Here is a 15,188-nt window from a genome sequence, read left to right as displayed (position 1 = left end):
CTGCTTCGAATCAGGTCGCTTCGGTATCGAACGGGGCAGCTTCGCCCTCGGCGAGCCGCTCAATGACCCGCACAGGCGCCTTGGGCTTGGTATCTACTGCAGTGGCAGCAGCTGCGGGAGCTCCAGCGCTGACTGGCTTGGTGTCGTCATCCAGGAGCGCGTCCTTGATGATTCGACGGGGATCGTACTGACGGGGATCATACTTCTTCCAGTCGACCTCATCGATGTCGATGCCGACTTCTTCTTTGATCTGCTCGCGGGCGCCGGAAGCCATCCGACGGACTTCCTTGACCAGGTTGGCGAGCTTTTGAGTGTATTCGGGCAAACGGCTGGGACCGATGACGAGTACGCCGATAATCAGAAGGAGTATGAACTCCGGGCCGTTGATTCCAAGCACGCTACGAAGATTACCTTGTCTGTGGTGCCGCTCATAAACCGGCGGGACGGAGTAGGGTCTGAAGGCCGCGAAGCAGCCTCTGGTACCAGGCTTCCGGATCTTCGTCGGCGGACATTAACGCAATGGACTCCCCGGCCCGGACGATTTCAGGGACGGCGTCGTCCGCGCTGTCCGCCGGGAGGTCGGAGGCATAGCTGATGACTGCGGCGGGCATGGTGTAGACAGCCTTCCACGGGGTTCCCTGTGTGACAGAAAGCTGCGCAGACGTAGACCGTCCAGTGCCGGATCGATCCGCCGGCAAATGCTCCTCCACGATGGTGGCGTAGTGACCGTTGCTTTCGAGCCTGATCTCCACAGCCGGATTCCCGTTATGCATGGTGGCCTGGGCGGACACGACGTGGAAGCCCATTCCGGATAGTTCGGGACACGCCCACCCGTCTCCACGCAGTGACTCCAGCTGGGCAGTGCTCAAGCGGACCTTGCTGCCGGCCTGAAACGCGGGTCCAACCATGGCTTCTGCGGGGTTACCCGTCCAAGCACCGGCAAGGGGGCCAACATCGCTGGTTCCCGCGAGGGCCTGTGGTCTTTCATCGCCGGCGATCACATAGGCGGACAGCGCCAAGGCTCCTGCGCTCACCGCCAAGGTGCCGGCAGCAATGCCCGCAATGCCAAGGCCGCGCAATCGACGGTTCGGATATTGCGGTGTTGAGTACATTGGTGCCGGTTCGTTGGCCAAGCGTTCCGTGTGCTGAATTAATCGCGCCGCAAGATCCTGGCTGGCTTCGGGCACGGCTGCCCCACGGAGGCGTTCAAGGTACTGCCGTTCCCGGCGGAGCGCGCTCCGGCAGTCCGGGCAGTCCTCCAGGTGTTCGGGGCTGCGCGTATGGCGAAGCGCGGCCAATTTGCGCCGGGACAGGGCTCCCGGACGAAGTGAACGTCGAGGCATCGACTACCTAAAGAATGCTGGCGATGCGGGGCATCTTCAGCCGCGGCTTGCGGGCCTCCGCCGGTCGGGGGTCACGGTGGGCAAGCTTCTCGCGCAGCATGGTCCGGCCGCGGTGGATACGGGACCTGACGGTTCCGAGCTTCACACCGAGCGCCTCCGCCACTTCGTCATAGGAAAGGCCCTCAAGGTCGCACAGCACGACGGCGGCGCGGAAGTCCGGCGGGAGTTCTTCCAAGGCCCTTTGGACATCAAGGTCAAGGTTATTGTGCTCGAAGCTCTGCTCCGGGCCTGGCTCGCGGCCGGGCAAGCGGGATTCGGCATCCTCCGCAAGTGCGTCGAAGCGGATCCGGCTCTTGCGCCGGGCCTGGTCCAGGAACAGGTTGGTGGTAATGCGGTGCAACCAGCCGTCCAGGGTTCCCGGCTTGAAGTTTTCCAGGGACCGGAAAACCCTGACGAAGACCTCCTGGGTGAGGTCTTCGGCGTCGAACTTGTTGCCGGTCAGGCGATAGGCGAGGCGATATACCTTGGCGGAGTGGTTCGAAACCACTTCCTCCCAGCTGGGCATGACCCAATCAGTAACGGCCTCAAGGCTTTCCGATGTTTGGACTGGCGCAGCATGCGATGCCGGCATCGTCCACTCCCCTCAAACTGTGGTTCACCGAGTCTTCGGCGCCGCCCACCTCATGGATGACCGGAGCATTATCATCCCAAGTTTGTCTGGGAATTTCCTGACTGGCAGAGGATTTTCCCGCGAGGCTGAAATCGGCCGTGGACACAGGTGCGGGGAGGCTTCCCTGCGACGGGTTTACGGGGGCAGACACAGTAGTCTTGGTACAAACACCCCTACCCGCGGAAAGCGAACCCCTTCATGAGTGCCGACAAGTCAAGCAGCTGGTCCTACGCAGAAGATCTGCCGGCTGAGGATGACGTATTGTTGCGTGCCCGGGAGCGGTCATTCGAACTTGGTGTTACGCCCATCAGTCCCGGCGTGGGCGCCGTGCTGACCGTACTCGCTGCCGCTTCCAAAGCGCAGACAGTGGTGGAAGTCGGCTCAGGTGCCGGGGTATCCGGGGTTTGCCTGCTGCGTGGATTGAGTCCGCACGCGGTGCTGACCACTATCGATGTGGACGTCGAACACCTCAAGGCGGCCAGGGAAGCGTTCTTGGAATCGGGTAGCCCGGCCAACCGCACCCGTACCATCTCGGGCCGCGCAGCCGACGTGTTGCCGCGCCTGACCGACTCTGCCTACGACCTCGTCTTCATCGACGCCGACAAGCCCAACTTCCCCAAGTATGTAGAACAGGCAATCCGCCTCCTCAAATCCGGCGGCACCCTGGTCATCAACGATGCGTTGGACAAAGACCGCGTCTCCAATCCCGCAGCTCGGGATGCCACCACGGTGGTTCTGCGTCAGATCGGCAAGGCCATTCGCGACGACGAGCGCCTGGCTTCGGCGATGCTGCCCACCGGCGATGGACTTCTGGTGGCCGTCAAGAAGTAGGGCGGTTCAACAAACCCGGGACCAGAACCGGTAGCAAGAGCTTAAACAAAAGCAGGGCCCCGGCTCTGAAATGCTCGCCGGGCCCTGCTTTGTAACTCTAGTCAAAAATGCCTATTCAGTGACGCCTACGAGGCATTCCTTGAGGTTGGCCGCTTCCGCGGCATTGAGCTCGACAACGAGTCGTCCTCCGCCTTCGAGCGGCACACGCATGATCAAGCTGCGTCCCTCTTTGGTAACTTCCATAGGGCCGTCGCCGGTACGTGGTTTCATAGCCGCCATTAGGAAAATCCCCTCCATTTGTCCCAAGTCACGCCAACCCGGCCGGGCTGGTTCCGCGTCGCAATTGCAGCCGGCGGCACCGCTTGGGAGGCCGCCTTGGCCGGGCACTTTTCGGTGCTTTGTCCTTGCTCTTAGTCCATTATCCCGTAATTACCCGTCCGTAGCGAATCAAACCCCTATTTGTCCGGGCTTTGTACATACCCGCCTTGCCCGGCAAAGGTCCACGTCAGGGCGGGTAGTCTCCGCCCCCGGGGAGCGGGGCCCACGCCCACAGCCACACCACCCAGACGATCTGGAGGAGGACGAACATCAGCACGACGGTCCCCCGGTACGCCTTGGACTTGGACAGCAACGCCACCCCCAGCGCCAGCGGGAAAAGGGGCAGCAGCATTCTGAATGTACTGGTCTGCGGATGCAGGAAAACCAGCAGGTACCCCATGTAGCAGGCGCACCAGAGCCTTAACTCGGTTCCGAGCGCCCGAACGGGCTTTGACACCATGACCAGCACGAAAAGTGCCGTGAAGACGAAGGGGGCCAGCACACCCAGCACCGGACCGAACAGCATCCTGCCCGTATCGAACCATGGCTTGAAAGGAACAAGATCGTGCCCCCGCCAGGCTGTTTCGGTACGTGTGTAGGCCGTTAGTTCACCAGTAGTGGCCCACGCAATCGCCGGCCACGCCAGAGCCCCGGCTCCCGCTGCCAACACCAATGCCGCCAGCGATAACAGGCTGCGCACCGGCGTCGGCCCGTCGTCGTTGGAAGCTGAAGCCGGAGCTGGAGCCGGCAGTGTCCTGGATGGCCCGAAGTGCTGCCATGCACGCCACAGCAACAGCAACCCCACCATGGCTGCAAAAGGAACCCCCGTGGGCCTGGAAAGGCACATCAGGAGCACTACGGGAATAGCTGCCAGGTACTGGCGCCGAACTACCAGCAGCAAGGAACCCGACAACAACAACAGATTCAGCGACTCGGCATAAGGGACCTGAAGAATAGGTGATACCGGGAAAGCAGAGACGAAGATGACGCCCCACAGGGCGGCCCGCTTGCCTGCGAACTCGCGGAAGAGCTTGTAGATCACCAAAGCAGCGCCCACACCCGCCAGCATCGCGATGATCGTGAGCGAAGGCAGGGTTCCTATCCCGGTGACCGCCGAGAGACCTTTTGCGAGGAAAGGAAAGAGCGCGTAAAATGCCCAGGCGTTTTGCTGCACCACGCCGTTCGCGTCCAGGGGAAGGACCGAGGGGTATCCTTTGTCAGCAGCTTCCTGGTACCAGCGCCCATCCCAGATGGTGATGAAGTTCCAGTAGTCAGGAGCCGGCGGGAACCAGGGATTCGTTCCCTGGTGAATGGCGGCCGCCATGAAGATGCAGGCGCTGACCAGCCTGGCAGCCACAAAGACCAAGGAAACCTGTACCCACCACGGCCATCCGGCCATTCTGGCGCCCGCGGCTGACAGCCCCAGGGAAAGCCGCGCGGTGGGTCCTTGCTGCACCTGTGTCTTCGGGGCAGCAGTGCCCTTCGGCGCGGGGACCTGGGAACTCACTGCCCGGTCCGGCCGGTTTCGTCGTCCTGGAGGCGCGGCTGGACCAAGGCGCCAAGCCGTTCGATCTCGCGATCCTTTGCCTGCAGCTGGTCCCTCAGCTCATCCAAAACCTGGTCAACCTGATCCATGCGATACCCGCGAAGCCCCAAGGCAAAGCGCAAGGAGTCGACGTCGGAGGGCTTGGCATCCTCCGACAGCAGAACAGCGGGCAAGTTGGGGACCGGTTGGTCAAGTCCCGAACCGATCGAGCGCCCCCGTACGATCCCGGCGCCGAGGTACAGCGCCGCGCCGATGAGGACTATCGCGAGAAAAACCAGGAAGAAGCTCACAGGGTCCATCGTGCCAGAAACAGCCGCCTATTCCGGGCGCTGGTTTCCATTGGTGGTAGGGGGTAGCGGTGCACCGTGCAGGACACGGTGCACCGCATCGGCGGGGTCATCCACCAGCTGGATCAAGTCAAGGTCCTTCTCGGAAACCATGCCTTCTGCCACCAGGGTGTCCTTGATCCACTCGATCATGGGTCCCCAGAACCGAATACCGAGCAGCACGATAGGGAACGACGTCACTTTGCGGGTTTGGACAAGCACCATGGCCTCGAACAACTCATCGAGGGTGCCAAGTCCTCCCGGAAGCACCACGAAGCCCTGCGCGTACTTAACGAACATGGTTTTGCGGGCGAAGAAGTACCGGAAGTTGATGCCCAGGTCCACCCACTGGTTGAGTCCCTGCTCGAAAGGCAGTTCGATGCCCAGGCCCACGGAGACTCCGTTGCCTTCCACGGCGCCCTTGTTGGCCGCTTCCATCGATCCGGGTCCGCCACCGGTGATCACGGCAACTCCGGCTTCAGCGAGCTTGCGTCCTACATCGACGGCCATCTCGTAGTACTCGGTTCCCGGTTTGGTTCGTGCCGAGCCGAACACGCTGACGGCAGGCCCCAAGTCAGCCAGGGCTCCGAAGCCCTCCACGAATTCGCTTTGGATCCTCAGGACACGCCAAGGATCGGTGTGGATGAACTGCCCGGCACCGCTGGTATCCAACAAATGCTGGTCCGACATCCCCGTATCCGCTTGTTTGCGACGGAGCTCGAGGGAGCCTTTGTGCTTGGCGGGAGCGATCTCCGAGGGGAGTGGCACATGGGTGCCCGTGACGCGACCGTTGGCATCCGGGTGGGGAACTGGGTGCTGGCTGATGCTCATTGCCCAAGGCTAGCGCGTACGAAGGCCTACTCCGTCGCTGCGACCCGCTTCTTGCATTGCAGTCTGGTATATCGCTGTGGGGCAGGTTTCTGTTCAGTCACGATCTTCAGGAAGTTGCCGTGACCGTGGTCATATTTGCTTCTTTGTTCGCTAGATTCGTCGTATGACTACTCAAGCGTCCGGCGATGCCCTCGTCTCCCTGAACGGCGTCAATAAGCACTACGGTCAATTGCATGTCCTCAAAGACATCAACCTCCAGGTTCAGAAGGGTGAAGTCGTGGTGGTTATCGGGCCTTCCGGTTCCGGTAAATCCACTCTCTGCCGTGCGATCAACCGTTTGGAAACGATCGACGACGGCGACATCGCCATCGACGGGAAGAAGCTTCCCGAAGAAGGCAAGGACCTCGCGCACTTGCGTGCCGACGTCGGCATGGTCTTCCAGTCCTTCAACCTGTTCGCCCACAAGACGATTCTTGAGAACGTCACGCTGGGCCCCATCAAGGTTAAGAAGGTGGCCAAGGGCACGGCTGACAAGGAAGCCATGGCCCTCCTTGAGCGTGTAGGCGTCGGGCACCAGGCCCCGAAGCTTCCCGCCCAGCTCTCCGGCGGCCAGCAGCAGCGTGTGGCCATTGCCCGCGCTCTCGCCATGAAGCCGAAGGTCATGCTGTTCGACGAGCCCACGTCCGCGTTGGACCCCGAGATGATCAACGAAGTACTGGACGTCATGATCCAGCTGGCCAAGGAAGGCATGACCATGATCGTGGTCACCCACGAGATGGGCTTCGCCCGCAAGGCCGCTGACCGAGTGGTGTTCATGGCTGACGGTCAGATCGTGGAAGACGCAACTCCCGAGGAATTCTTCACCAACCCGAAGAGCACCCGCGCCAAGGACTTCTTGTCCAAGCTCTTGACCCACTAGCTCCTTACCGCCAGCACCCCCGGCCGTAAGGCGGCCACCCAATGAAAGGAACATCATGAAGTCTCTTATTACCCGGAGGAAGTCACTCCTGGTGGCCGCATCGGCTGCGCTTGCTCTCTCCCTGAGCGCTTGCGGCGGCGGCAGCAGCACCACTCCCCCCGTTGCCTCGGCGAGCTTCGAAGCCGGCACCACCATGGAGAAGCTGAACAAGGCCGGGACGATCAAGATCGGTACCAAGTTCGACCAGCCGTTGTTCGGCCAGAAGGGCCTGGACGGCAAGCCTGTCGGTTTCGACGTCGAAATGGGCAAGGCAATCGCCGCGAAGCTTGGCATCGCAGCTGACAAGATCGAGTGGGTAGAGACTGTCTCCCAGAACCGTGAGTCGTTCATCGAGCAGGGTCGCGTCGATCTCGTCATCGCCACGTACACCATCAACGATGCCCGCAAGGAAAAGGTCGCCTTCGCCGGACCGTACTACGAAGCAGGCCAGGCGCTGTTGGTGAACAAGGACGACACCTCCATCACCAAGCCCGAAGATGTCTCCGGCAAGAAGGTCTGCTCCGTCACGGGTTCCACCCCGGCCAAGACCATCGCCGAAAAGTACGGCGCTGAGGTAGTCCCTGCGGCCACCTACACCGCTTGCCTGGAGCCGCTCCGCAACAAGCAGGTTGTCGCCGTCACCACTGACAACGTCATCCTCGCCGGCTACGTGGACAAGGAACCGGACGCCTTCAAGCTCGCCTCGGATGAAACCTTCACCAAGGAGCCTTACGGCATCGGCCTGAAGAAGGACGACACCGTTTTCCGCAACTGGATCAACGACCAGCTTGAGGAATTCGCCAAGGACGACACCTACAAGAAGGCTTGGGAAGCCACTGCAGGCAAGGTCATCAAGACCGCTCCTGAACTTCCTACGATCAACCGCTACTAGTCGGGACCCGTCAACTGCCGCCGCCCACCCGGACGGCGGCAGTTGACGAATCCAGGACCCTGTTCCCTGATTAGCTGCAGCCAAAGGAAGCCATGGACGCCGTCATAGCAAGCCTCCCCGAGTATTGGGACGGATTTCTCCGAACCCTTTATCTCTCCATAATTTCAGGAATCATTGCCCTCATTGTCGGCACACTCCTGGCAGCCATGAGGGTTTCCCCCGTGGCAGCACTTCGCGGTTTCAGCATGTTCTATGTTGAAGTGGCGCGTAACACCCCCCTCACCATCATTTTCTTCTTCGCCGCCATTGTTCTGCCGCGGTTGGGCGTTAAGTTTGAACAATTCGAAGTCGCGGCCATCATCGCCTTGAGCAGTTACACGGCGGCCTTCATCGCCGAAGCCGTCCGTTCCGGCGTCAACAGCGTGCCTGTGGGCCAAGCAGAAGCTGCCCGCAGCGTCGGCATGACCTTCACCCAGGTATTGGGCTTCATCGTCCTCCCCCAAGCCGTGCGCACCGTCATACCTCCGTTGATCAACATCCTGATTGCCTTGGTCAAGAACTCCTCGGTGGCCGGCGCGTTCTTCGTCCTGGAGCTTTTCGGCTACGGCCGCCAGCTCTCCAACGACTACGGCAACCAAGTCCTCTGGATCCTCCTCGGGGTGGCTTTCTTCTACCTCCTGATCACAGTTCCGCTGGGACTTCTGGCGCACTTTGTTGAACGAAAGGTGGCGATTGCCCGATGACATCGGTCCTGTACGACGTCCCCGGGCCCAAGGCCCGCCTCTATTCGCTCCTGGGCTCCGCCGCTGGAATCCTGATCATCCTCGGCATCCTCGCCATTGCTGTCGTAACGCTGGCACAGCAGGGCATTTTCGACGCCGATCGTTGGGAGATTTTCTACGGTCCCATGGCTCCGGACGTCTGGAACCTGATCGGCCAAGGCATTCTCTCCACCTTGGCCGCAGCCGCCGTGGCAGCCGTGATCGCCTTCCCCCTGGGCATCGCGCTCTGCCTGCTGCGTATTTCCCTGATTCCTTGGATCCGGATTCCTACGCAGGTAGTGCTTGAGTTCCTCCGCGGCATGCCCGTGGTCCTCATGATGTTGTTTGTCCTGCTGGTTTTCGCCACGGGCCAGTTCCAAGCCGTGGTTGTTGGCCTGGTTCTCTACAACGCCGCCATCTTTGCTGAGATCCTGCGTGCAGGCATCCAGTCCCTCCCCAAGGGACAACGCGAGGCTGGTCTGGCCATCGGCCTCCGAAGCTTCCAATCACGGATGTCCATCGAATTCCCCCAGGCTGTCCGCCGGATGCTTCCGTCTTTGGTGGCCCAGCTGGTAGTTCTGCTCAAGGACACCTCGCTCGGCTACATCGTGGGTTACGAGGAACTCCTGCGGAAGATCCAGATCATGGCCGACTTCCTGGGCCCGGACTTCCTGTTCCCCGCGTTCTTCGTGGGCGCCGCGATCTACATCCTGATTAACCTGACGGTGTCGCGGATTGCCATCATGATTGAGCGCCGCGGTTCCAAGAAGGCCGCCGGCGGCGTGGCCTCGGCCATCAAGACGGTGGATCTCGAAGTCAACGTACCGGGTACCGATAAGAAGTAGCTCTGTAGCGAAGAAGAAGGTCCGCAGCCACGGTGACCAGTTCACCAGGCTGCGGACCTTCTTCATTTGCTGTGCAGAAAGCCCTGGGACTACGGCGCCAGCCACGTCCTCAGTGCACGGAGGCACTCACGGACAGCGTCGGCGTCGACGTGTTCGTTGTCTTTGTGCGCCAGCAGAGGATCGCCGGGGCCGAAGTTCACTGCCGGGATGCCCAGTTCACTGAAGCGCGCGACGTCGGTCCAGCCGTATTTGGGTTTGGGCTCGGCACCCACTGCGGCAACGAAGGACGCGGCGGCGGGATGGTTGAGTCCGGGGCGTGCGCCGGCAGCAGCGTCTGTCCGTAAGACGTCGAATCCTTCCAGCAAGTCCCTGACGACGGCCTCAGCCTGGTCCGGTGTCTTGTCCGGGGCGAAGCGGTAGTTGATCTCCACCACGCAGCGGTCCGGGATGACGTTGCCCGCAGTTCCACCGTTGATCTTTACGGCATTGAGGCTCTCGCGGTAATCGAGGCCGTCCACGTTGATGGTCTGCGGCTCATAGTCGGCGAGCCGCGCCAGGATGGGTGCTGCGGCGTGGATCGCGTTGATGCCCATCCATGCCCGCGCAGAGTGTGCTGTTTCGCCGATGGTGGTTGCTTCGAAACGGCTGGTTCCGTTGCAGCCGCCTTCCACTGTGCCGTGCGTTGGCTCCAACAGAATTGCGAAGTCACCCTTGAGCAGGTCGCCATGGTTGCGGACCAGTCTCCCGAGACCGCTCTTCACTGCTTCCACTTCCTCATGGTCATAAAAGACGAAGGTGACGTCTTTGTCCGGCTGCCTGCCGTCGTCGAACAGTGTTGCCGCGAGGGCCAGCTGCACCGCGACGCCGCCCTTCATGTCCGTGGTTCCGCGGCCATACAACACGCCTTCACCGGGAACGCCGGACTCCCACGTCGCCGGGACGGTGCCCAGCGAGCCCTCCACGGTGGGCAGGGGCACGGTGTCCAGATGTCCGGCCAGGATGACGCGTTCAGCACGGCCAAGTTCGGTGCGCGCGATGATGGCGTCGCCATCCCGGGTCACGGTATAAGCGGGGATGGCGCGCAGGGCGGTCTCGACGGCGTCGGCAAGCTCGGTCTCATTGCCGGAAACGCTGTTGAAGTCGATGATCGCGGCCGTCAGCAGGGCAACGTCCTGGCGCAGGTCAAGGAGGGCGGGAGCAGGGTTCAGGGTCACCCGTCCAGCCTAATGCCCGCAAATGCGACTTCTATGGCATGAGACGGGTTTTAACCGACCTCTGCCTGCTGGATAGACTTGGCCCATGACTGAAACTGCTTCCTCTGCTGCGCCCGCAAACGCGTCCGACAACCACCGATCGGCCTATGGCTTCGGCCTCGCCACCATCGCCACCTCGGCTTCCGGGGAAGCAACCGTGCTGGATGTCTGGTACCCCGCACCCGCGCTGGGCGTTGCCGCCGAGTCCTTGCGCGAGGTCGAGAACGCCGATCCCGCACTCACTGCGCTGGCCGAGGAAGGCAGGGACGCCGACCGCGGCACCGAGCAGAAGGTCGTCTTCGCGCAGATCGACCTCGACGCCGCCCCGGCAGACACCGCCGACGCCTACCTGCGTCTGCACCTCCTCTCGCACCGCCTGGTCAAGCCGAACAGCATCAACCTGGACGGTGTCTTCGGCAAGCTGCCCAACGTTGTGTGGACCAACTTCGGCCCCGCCGCGGTTGACGGCTTCGAACTGACCCGCGCCCGCCTGCGCAAGCGCGGCAACGTTGTGGTCTTCGGCGTGGACAAGTTCCCGCGGATGGTTGACTACGTCGTTCCCACCGGTGTGCGCATTGCCGACGCCGACCGCGTCCGTTTGGGTGCCCACCTCGCCGAAGGCACCACGGTCATGCACGAAGGCTTCGTGAACTTCAACGCAGGAACCCTGGGAACCTCCATGGTGGAAGGCCGGATCTCCGCTGGCGTTGTTGCCGGCGACGGCACGGACGTTGGAGGCGGAGCGTCCATCATGGGCACGCTCTCCGGCGGCGGCAAGGAAAAGATCGCCCTGGGCGAGCGGGTTCTGCTCGGCGCCAACTCCGGCGTGGGCATCAGCATCGGCGACGACTCCGTTGTGGAGGCCGGCCTGTACGTTACCGCCGGAACCCGCGTGCGCGTTCCGGGCCCCAAGGACGAGAACGGCGAGGACACCAGCAAAATCATCAAGGCCGTGGAACTCTCCGGCGTCCCGAACCTCCTCTTCCGTCGCAACTCCACCACCGGCGGCGTTGAAGTCCTGCCGCGCAAGGGCCAGACGGTGGAGCTGAACGAGGCTCTCCACGCCAACTAGCAGGAGACACCCAATGCGCCGGTTCCGCCGCGCCATCGTTGCGGTGCTGGCTTTGGCCCTCGTAGCAGGTGCCATTTACGCGATAGTTGCCGTGCTGCAGCGCTCCGAGACCCTGGTCACGGAGCGCTGCTTTGCCGTGGTCGGCTCTGAAAACCATGAGCTCGCCACGGACCAGACTGCCAACGCGTCGCTCATCTCGGCGATCTCCGTCCGGCGTGGACTGCCGCCCCGGGCGGCGAGTATCGCTCTTGCCACAGCCATGCAGGAATCCAGGCTGCGCAACATCAACTACGGCGACGACGCCGGACCGGACTCCCGCGGTTTGTTCCAGCAACGCCCCTCGCAAGGCTGGGGAACCGAGGAACAGGTGATGGACCCCATCTATGCAAGCAATGCTTTCTTTGACGGACTGGTCAAAGTGCCCGGCTACGAGGCCATGGAGATCACCCAAGCTGCCCAAGCGGTCCAGCGTTCCGCTTTCCCCCGCGCGTACGCCCAGCATGAGGGAATGGCACGGGCTTTTGCTTCCGCCCTCACCGGGCATTCCACCTCGTCATTGAATTGCGAATTGCGTATGCCGGAGGCGGCGGGTGACCCTGCCGTCGTCGTCGATGAACTCACGACGGCGTTCGGCCCCCAGGCGGCCACCGTTCAGGGCCGCTCGGTTCAGCTGGAAATTGGCGGAACGCAGGCGTGGGCTGTGGCTCACTGGGCGGTGGCAAACGCAAAAACTTTGTCCATCACGCAAGTGGACCTTGCAGGCCAGACGTGGAACCGGGAGAAACGCGACGGATGGCAACCCTCCGCCGCTCCCACTGAGGCGGTCATCATCACTGTTTCAGCGCCAGCAACCTGAGTTTTTTGTGCAGCCCATTAGGCCAGCATCTCCACCACGGGCTGGACGTAACTACGGAACACATCGGGCTCGGACATCAGCCGATGGCTCATGATCATGGTGCTCGGTTCCAGGTACCAGGCCCGGGGTTCATTGAGGGGCAGCTCAATAATAGTGAGTTCGAAGTCCCGGGAACTGCGACCGACCTCGAGGAGCCTGTCCTCGACCATTTCGTTCAGTACGTGTGTCACCCCGTTGGCTTCACGCGCGGCCTCAAGATGGGCATACTCGTCAATCCTGTCGGTGGCCCATCCCAGAGCAGAGCCAAAATGTGCCTGCAGGACGCGCTGGAGTGCCGGTGAATTGCCAAAAGCTTTGAAGCTGGGCGGCGATAGCTCGGGAGCCGGATTGGGATAAGACTTCACCAGGCTCTCCCACCAGGCCTCCCACTCGGTCTTTAGCGCCGGGAGACCCCCCACATCAGAGGTGAGGTGTTGGTGGTCTGCATGCCTGACTTTTGGAGCTGCGTGGGAGAGGATGGGTTTTCCAGCACCATCCAATCCGGCTACGTCGCGCAAGTACAGGGCAATGAGCATAGGCCCGGACGTATCCATGGTGATGCGCCATCCCGGGCCGCCTGACTCGTGCATGCGAATTCCTCCCTTTGGCAGGTCCCCGACATGTTCCAGTCTATTCCCGATGACTCCGGACGGTAATGGCGTTGTCCGGCTCTTATAGGCTCGGCAGCCGCAACAACCCTCAGCGGCCGGCTGGCACTGCCCCCAAGGAGCGCAGGTGGGCCGTGAGGACGTCGCTGCACATCTCTGCGGTCATCCACTCGGGCTGCAGCAGCGCATGCATGCACAGCCCGTCCATGGTGGCCAGGAGCCTCTCCGCTTCCGTCACAAGGGTTTGCTGCGCGTCAGCTTCACCCGGATTCAGGAGCATGATGAGGCGACCGACGATTGCGGCCACCGTGCGGTGGCTGCGCTCGGCTTCGTCGGCCAGGACGGGCTTGATCCGGGCAGCGTGCCGGAACGCCATCCACACGCAGGCATCTACTGTGAGTTCCTCGTCCAAGGGCAGGAACTGAACGAGGAGATTCAGCACCGCGTTGTGCTGCTCGGGGCTTTCAGGTGAGGCATCCTCGACGGACACGAGTGCCGCCTCAAGACGCCTTGCAAGGCGATCGATGACGGCCGCGAAGGAGAAGACCAGAAGTTCATCACTGCTGGCGAAGTAGTGCCGCACCGAACCAACAGCCAGGCCTGCTTCGTCAGCTACTTCCCTGAGGGATGCCCGTTCCAAGCCATCGCTGGCAATAATCCGGAAGACGGCTTGGACAACTTCATGGCGCCGGGCTTCGGCATCAACAATTTTGGGCACCAGTATTTTTTAGCACGAACGTGCTTCAACACCGCTCAACACAGAGCGGCGTGGCTCCGATTTCCGATAGCGTAGGAACCATGAAAATTCTTGTCACGGGTGGCACCGGCTACATCGGTTCCCACACCGTTTTGTCCCTTCAGGAAGCCGGCCACGACGTCGTTGTGCTCGACAACCTCGTGAACTCCAGCGAGGAATCCCTCCGCAGGGTTTCGGAGCTCACCGGCAAGACTGCCGCCTTCCACAAGGTGGACCTGGTGGATGAGCCCGCCGTTGAGGCCGTCTTCGACCAGCACCAGATCGACGCAGTCATCCACTTCGCGGGGCTCAAAGCCGTAGGAGAGTCCGTCCAGGAACCCCTCGCCTACTACTACAACAACATCGTGGGCACCCTGAACCTGCTCCGCGCCATGGACAAGCACAACGTGCGCTCCATCGTCTTCAGCTCCTCGGCCACGGTGTACGGCGAGCACAACCCGATTCCTTACATCGAGAAGATGGAAATCGGAGCCAACAACCCTTACGGCCGCACCAAGGAACAAATCGAGGACATCCTCTCAGACCTGGGTAACGCGGATGACCGCTGGCATATCGCACTCCTGCGCTATTTCAACCCGGTTGGAGCGCACCCGTCCGGCCGCATCGGCGAGGACCCCCAGGGCATCCCGAACAACCTCGTCCCCTTCATCGCACAGGTAGCCGTAGGACGCCGCGAGAAGCTCATGGTCTTCGGCGGCGACTACGACACCCCCGATGGCACTGCGCAGCGCGACTACATCCACGTAGTCGATCTGGCCGATGGCCATGTAGCAGCCCTGAACTACATCGCCGAGCGCGCCGGTGTCCGTCGCTGGAACCTGGGCTCCGGCCGCGGTTCGTCCGTTCTGGAGGTCCTGCGTTCCTTCGAGAAGGCCGTGGGCCGGCCGATCCCGTACGAGATCACCGACCGCCGGGCCGGCGATCTCCCCGCCTTCTGGGCCGACGCTTCTTCCGCCCTCGCTGACCTTGGATGGTCCACCACGAAGACCGTGGACCAGATGTGCGAGGACCACTGGCGCTGGCAGAAGAACAACCCCTACGGCTACAACGCAGCTGAGGCTGCCGCGACGAGCAACGCCTAGGCGAGCACTGCTTCGGCAACCAACGACGGCGGGGGGCCCCCCCCCGCGGCGGGGGGGGGGGGGGGGGGGGGGGGGGGGGGTGGGGGGGGGGGGGGGGGGGGGGTGGGGGGTGGATTTGCGTTGGGGGTGTGGGGCGTGTATTGTTTTCTGAGTCGCCGCGTGCGAAACGGAAAGCCGGAAGGTGTGTACGGTTCGGTAGG

Annotated in this window: 18 protein-coding genes; 8 read left to right on the top strand and 10 right to left on the bottom strand. The window is 62.2% G+C overall.

What is annotated here, in order from left to right; translation table 11 throughout:
* Nucleotides 1-10: 10 nt before the first annotated feature.
* From ACZ881_RS00090 to sigE, 3 genes are read right to left on the bottom strand one after another with little or no spacing between them, the layout of a single operon-like run.
* A complete protein-coding gene (locus ACZ881_RS00090; protein ID WP_091468745.1) occupies nt 11-397 on the bottom strand; it encodes a twin-arginine translocase TatA/TatE family subunit in 387 nt (128 codons plus the stop codon).
* Between the two features lie 31 nt (nt 398-428).
* Nucleotides 429-1,343 (bottom strand): hypothetical protein, encoded by a 915-nt coding sequence (locus ACZ881_RS00085; protein WP_476111825.1) that lies wholly within the window; start codon nt 1,341-1,343, stop codon nt 429-431.
* Nucleotides 1,344-1,350: 7 nt separating this feature from the next.
* The gene (sigE, locus tag ACZ881_RS00080) at nt 1,351-1,974 is read right to left on the bottom strand and encodes an RNA polymerase sigma factor SigE (RefSeq protein WP_017198611.1); all 624 of its coding nucleotides are present in this window, start codon (nt 1,972-1,974) and stop codon (nt 1,351-1,353) included.
* A gap of 237 nt (nt 1,975-2,211) precedes the next feature.
* Between sigE and ACZ881_RS00075 the strand changes: the two genes are divergently transcribed.
* Nucleotides 2,212-2,844: an O-methyltransferase gene (locus tag ACZ881_RS00075; protein WP_017198612.1), complete on the top strand. Its 633-nt coding sequence runs from the start codon at nt 2,212-2,214 to the stop codon at nt 2,842-2,844.
* 111 nt (nt 2,845-2,955) lie between these two features.
* On the opposite strand, the gene ACZ881_RS00070 is transcribed toward ACZ881_RS00075, so the two are convergent.
* The 4 genes from ACZ881_RS00070 to ACZ881_RS00055 form a co-directional block, all read right to left on the bottom strand.
* Nucleotides 2,956-3,123: a DUF3117 domain-containing protein gene (locus ACZ881_RS00070; protein ID WP_009357720.1), complete on the bottom strand. Its 168-nt coding sequence runs from the start codon at nt 3,121-3,123 to the stop codon at nt 2,956-2,958.
* A gap of 226 nt (nt 3,124-3,349) precedes the next feature.
* Nucleotides 3,350-4,561 (bottom strand): hypothetical protein, encoded by a 1,212-nt coding sequence (locus ACZ881_RS00065; RefSeq protein WP_476112639.1) that lies wholly within the window; start codon nt 4,559-4,561, stop codon nt 3,350-3,352.
* Nucleotides 4,562-4,665: 104 nt separating this feature from the next.
* Nucleotides 4,666-5,007, bottom strand: coding sequence for a DivIVA domain-containing protein (locus ACZ881_RS00060; protein WP_178997003.1), 342 nt, complete (start codon nt 5,005-5,007; stop codon nt 4,666-4,668).
* An 18-nt stretch (nt 5,008-5,025) separates the two neighbouring features.
* A complete protein-coding gene (locus tag ACZ881_RS00055; protein ID WP_178997004.1) occupies nt 5,026-5,865 on the bottom strand; it encodes an LOG family protein in 840 nt (279 codons plus the stop codon).
* A 163-nt stretch (nt 5,866-6,028) separates the two neighbouring features.
* On the opposite strand from ACZ881_RS00055, the gene ACZ881_RS00050 reads away from it, so the two are divergent.
* The 4 genes from ACZ881_RS00050 (at nt 6,029) to ACZ881_RS00035 (ending at nt 9,321) form a co-directional block, all read left to right on the top strand.
* A complete protein-coding gene (locus ACZ881_RS00050) occupies nt 6,029-6,784 on the top strand; it encodes an amino acid ABC transporter ATP-binding protein (protein WP_011775438.1) in 756 nt (251 codons plus the stop codon).
* Between the two features lie 55 nt (nt 6,785-6,839).
* Nucleotides 6,840-7,715, top strand: a complete 876-nt coding sequence (locus tag ACZ881_RS00045; RefSeq protein WP_476111822.1) for a glutamate ABC transporter substrate-binding protein — start codon at nt 6,840-6,842, stop codon at nt 7,713-7,715.
* Between the two features lie 92 nt (nt 7,716-7,807).
* Nucleotides 7,808-8,458, top strand: coding sequence for an amino acid ABC transporter permease (locus ACZ881_RS00040; RefSeq protein ID WP_402934019.1), 651 nt, complete (start codon nt 7,808-7,810; stop codon nt 8,456-8,458).
* Complete coding sequence (locus tag ACZ881_RS00035) at nt 8,455-9,321, top strand: amino acid ABC transporter permease (RefSeq protein ID WP_178997006.1); 867 nt, start codon at nt 8,455-8,457, stop codon at nt 9,319-9,321. The genes ACZ881_RS00040 and ACZ881_RS00035 overlap by 4 nt, the downstream gene beginning before the upstream one ends.
* 89 nt (nt 9,322-9,410) lie before the next feature.
* On the opposite strand, the gene dapE is transcribed toward ACZ881_RS00035, so the two are convergent.
* Nucleotides 9,411-10,535, bottom strand: coding sequence for a succinyl-diaminopimelate desuccinylase (dapE, locus tag ACZ881_RS00030; RefSeq protein ID WP_476111819.1), 1,125 nt, complete (start codon nt 10,533-10,535; stop codon nt 9,411-9,413).
* Nucleotides 10,536-10,620: 85 nt separating this feature from the next.
* Between dapE and dapD the strand changes: the two genes are divergently transcribed.
* A complete protein-coding gene (gene dapD / locus ACZ881_RS00025) occupies nt 10,621-11,646 on the top strand; it encodes a 2,3,4,5-tetrahydropyridine-2,6-dicarboxylate N-succinyltransferase (protein WP_476111817.1) in 1,026 nt (341 codons plus the stop codon).
* Nucleotides 11,647-11,659: 13 nt separating this feature from the next.
* The gene (locus tag ACZ881_RS00020) at nt 11,660-12,502 is read left to right on the top strand and encodes a hypothetical protein (protein WP_091468760.1); all 843 of its coding nucleotides are present in this window, start codon (nt 11,660-11,662) and stop codon (nt 12,500-12,502) included.
* 17 nt (nt 12,503-12,519) lie between these two features.
* Here ACZ881_RS00020 and ACZ881_RS00015 read toward each other — a convergent pair whose 3' ends face one another.
* On the bottom strand, nt 12,520-13,131 hold the full coding sequence (locus ACZ881_RS00015; RefSeq protein ID WP_178997010.1) for a hypothetical protein: 612 nt from the start codon (nt 13,129-13,131) through the stop codon (nt 12,520-12,522).
* 109 nt (nt 13,132-13,240) lie between these two features.
* On the bottom strand, nt 13,241-13,867 hold the full coding sequence (locus tag ACZ881_RS00010; protein WP_476111815.1) for a TetR/AcrR family transcriptional regulator: 627 nt from the start codon (nt 13,865-13,867) through the stop codon (nt 13,241-13,243).
* 80 nt (nt 13,868-13,947) lie between these two features.
* On the opposite strand from ACZ881_RS00010, the gene galE reads away from it, so the two are divergent.
* Nucleotides 13,948-14,988: a UDP-glucose 4-epimerase GalE gene (gene galE, locus ACZ881_RS00005; RefSeq protein WP_026005471.1), complete on the top strand. Its 1,041-nt coding sequence runs from the start codon at nt 13,948-13,950 to the stop codon at nt 14,986-14,988.
* The last annotated feature ends 200 nt before the right edge of the window (nt 14,989-15,188 follow it).

This window comes from Paenarthrobacter sp. TE3676, from assembly GCF_056279165.1.
The sequence above is the reverse complement of the archived record's forward strand: the minus strand, read 5'-3'. Positions and strand labels throughout refer to the sequence as shown.

Coding starts and splice junctions, on each gene's coding strand:
- ACZ881_RS00085 (WP_476111825.1), bottom strand. CDS start 1,343: ATGCCTCGACGTTCACTTCGTCCGGGAGCCCTGTCCCGGCGCAAATTG.
- sigE (WP_017198611.1), bottom strand. CDS start 1,974: ATGCCGGCATCGCATGCTGCGCCAGTCCAAACATCGGAAAGCCTTGAG.
- ACZ881_RS00075 (WP_017198612.1), top strand. CDS start 2,212: ATGAGTGCCGACAAGTCAAGCAGCTGGTCCTACGCAGAAGATCTGCCG.
- ACZ881_RS00070 (WP_009357720.1), bottom strand. CDS start 3,123: ATGGCGGCTATGAAACCACGTACCGGCGACGGCCCTATGGAAGTTACC.
- ACZ881_RS00065 (WP_476112639.1), bottom strand. CDS start 4,561: ATGGCCGGATGGCCGTGGTGGGTACAGGTTTCCTTGGTCTTTGTGGCT.
- ACZ881_RS00060 (WP_178997003.1), bottom strand. CDS start 5,007: ATGGACCCTGTGAGCTTCTTCCTGGTTTTTCTCGCGATAGTCCTCATC.
- ACZ881_RS00055 (WP_178997004.1), bottom strand. CDS start 5,865: ATGAGCATCAGCCAGCACCCAGTTCCCCACCCGGATGCCAACGGTCGC.
- ACZ881_RS00050 (WP_011775438.1), top strand. CDS start 6,029: ATGACTACTCAAGCGTCCGGCGATGCCCTCGTCTCCCTGAACGGCGTC.
- ACZ881_RS00045 (WP_476111822.1), top strand. CDS start 6,840: ATGAAGTCTCTTATTACCCGGAGGAAGTCACTCCTGGTGGCCGCATCG.
- ACZ881_RS00040 (WP_402934019.1), top strand. CDS start 7,808: ATGGACGCCGTCATAGCAAGCCTCCCCGAGTATTGGGACGGATTTCTC.
- ACZ881_RS00035 (WP_178997006.1), top strand. CDS start 8,455: ATGACATCGGTCCTGTACGACGTCCCCGGGCCCAAGGCCCGCCTCTAT.
- dapD (WP_476111817.1), top strand. CDS start 10,621: ATGACTGAAACTGCTTCCTCTGCTGCGCCCGCAAACGCGTCCGACAAC.
- ACZ881_RS00020 (WP_091468760.1), top strand. CDS start 11,660: ATGCGCCGGTTCCGCCGCGCCATCGTTGCGGTGCTGGCTTTGGCCCTC.
- ACZ881_RS00015 (WP_178997010.1), bottom strand. CDS start 13,131: ATGCACGAGTCAGGCGGCCCGGGATGGCGCATCACCATGGATACGTCC.
- galE (WP_026005471.1), top strand. CDS start 13,948: ATGAAAATTCTTGTCACGGGTGGCACCGGCTACATCGGTTCCCACACC.